The 1245-nt window shown below is 47.2% G+C and carries 2 protein-coding genes; one reads left to right on the forward strand and one right to left on the reverse strand.

Going from position 1 to position 1245, the window contains the following annotated elements; all coding sequences use genetic code 11:
* The first annotated feature begins 99 nt into the window (after positions 1 to 99).
* On the forward strand, positions 100 to 597 hold the full coding sequence (locus CWI66_RS17480; protein ID WP_000259910.1) for a GNAT family N-acetyltransferase: 498 nt from the start codon (positions 100 to 102) through the stop codon (positions 595 to 597).
* Between the two features lie 292 nt (positions 598 to 889).
* Here the strand turns inward: CWI66_RS17480 and CWI66_RS17485 are convergent, their stop codons facing one another.
* A complete protein-coding gene (locus CWI66_RS17485) occupies positions 890 to 1180 on the reverse strand; it encodes an aminotransferase class IV (protein WP_100732379.1) in 291 nt (96 codons plus the stop codon).
* Positions 1181 to 1245: the final 65 nt, after the last annotated feature.

Consider the following 1245-nt stretch of genomic DNA (forward strand, 5'->3'; position numbering starts at 1 on the left):
TGGTGGCTATGAAACCTCAGTCATTGTGATGTCACGTTCATTGAGGTTTCATGGCAGGGCGTATAATCACTGTTATGCATTTTTTAGGAAAGAGGAACTATGGTTGTTGAAGTCAGGCGAGCAGAGCCATCAGATGCTAAAGCGATAAAAGGAATTTATGAGTGCCCAAATGCCTACACTGGCACATTACAACTTCCGCTTCCATCCTCAGATATGTGGGAAAAACGTTTCCAGAATATTCCAGAGCACGTTTATGCATATGTGGCAGTAATGGACGGTGAAGTAGTAGGTAATTTGGGCTTTGAGCTATGTACCAATCCGCGACGTCGTCACGTCGGTACATTCGGTATGGGCGTCAAAGACGATGTTCAAGGTTTAGGTGTTGGTAGTGCTTTACTGAAAACGGTCATCGATTTAGCGGATAACTGGCTGAATTTGAAACGAATCGAATTGACGGTCTATGTGGATAACGAACGAGCGATTAACTTGTACAAGAAATTCGGCTTTGTAATTGAAGGTGAGTCGAAAGCTTATGCATTCAGAAATGGCAGCTACGTTGACGTTTACCATATGGCTCGTGTTGTGGCACATGCATAACAAACGCCTCAAGAGGGACTGTCAACGCGTAGCGTTTCCAGTCCCAATGAACCGCGGTGGTTATAGTTGTTGTGTTTGAGTTTAGTGGTATGCGTTGCCAGCCCCTTAGGCGGGCGTTAGCAACTTTTGTTCGTGCGGTGGTTGAGTAATCTGGGCAGAATGAGAGCATATGTTTCTACCGACTATGAGCGGCACTCTGGTAAGGAAAGGTAGGGCGAGCACCCCAACCTTCCAACCGGCTATGTCGGAACTTTTCTTATCTGTGGTTGAATAGTTAGCAAGCGATCTATCCTTAAGGGAAATTGGCGGGTTCAGCCTCGTAGGCTTTATGGAGCAGGTTGATGAACTGCCTTGCTTCCTCGATAACATTGGAAGCAATGGCGGTGACTGGAATACCGGGTGTCCATGAATTCATCACGGCAGCGCCAGACAGCTCTCCAAGACGTTTTAAGGTGATGGCTTCGTGGCGCTGCGGAATATCAAGACGTTCAAGTTGGCGCTGAATGATGCTCATCATGGTGCCTTTCAACATGTCAGCCTTGGGCCAGATCACGGTTTCACCATCCCAAAAGTAAGCGTTCATTCCAAGACGTAGTTGACCTACTTCACGTCACGGAGGGGCCTTAATAACTCCGGCGAGACCTTGTA

The organism is Halomonas sp. 141 (genome assembly GCF_002810305.1).
GTDB classification, from domain to species: Bacteria; Pseudomonadota; Gammaproteobacteria; order Pseudomonadales; family Halomonadaceae; genus Vreelandella; species Vreelandella stevensii.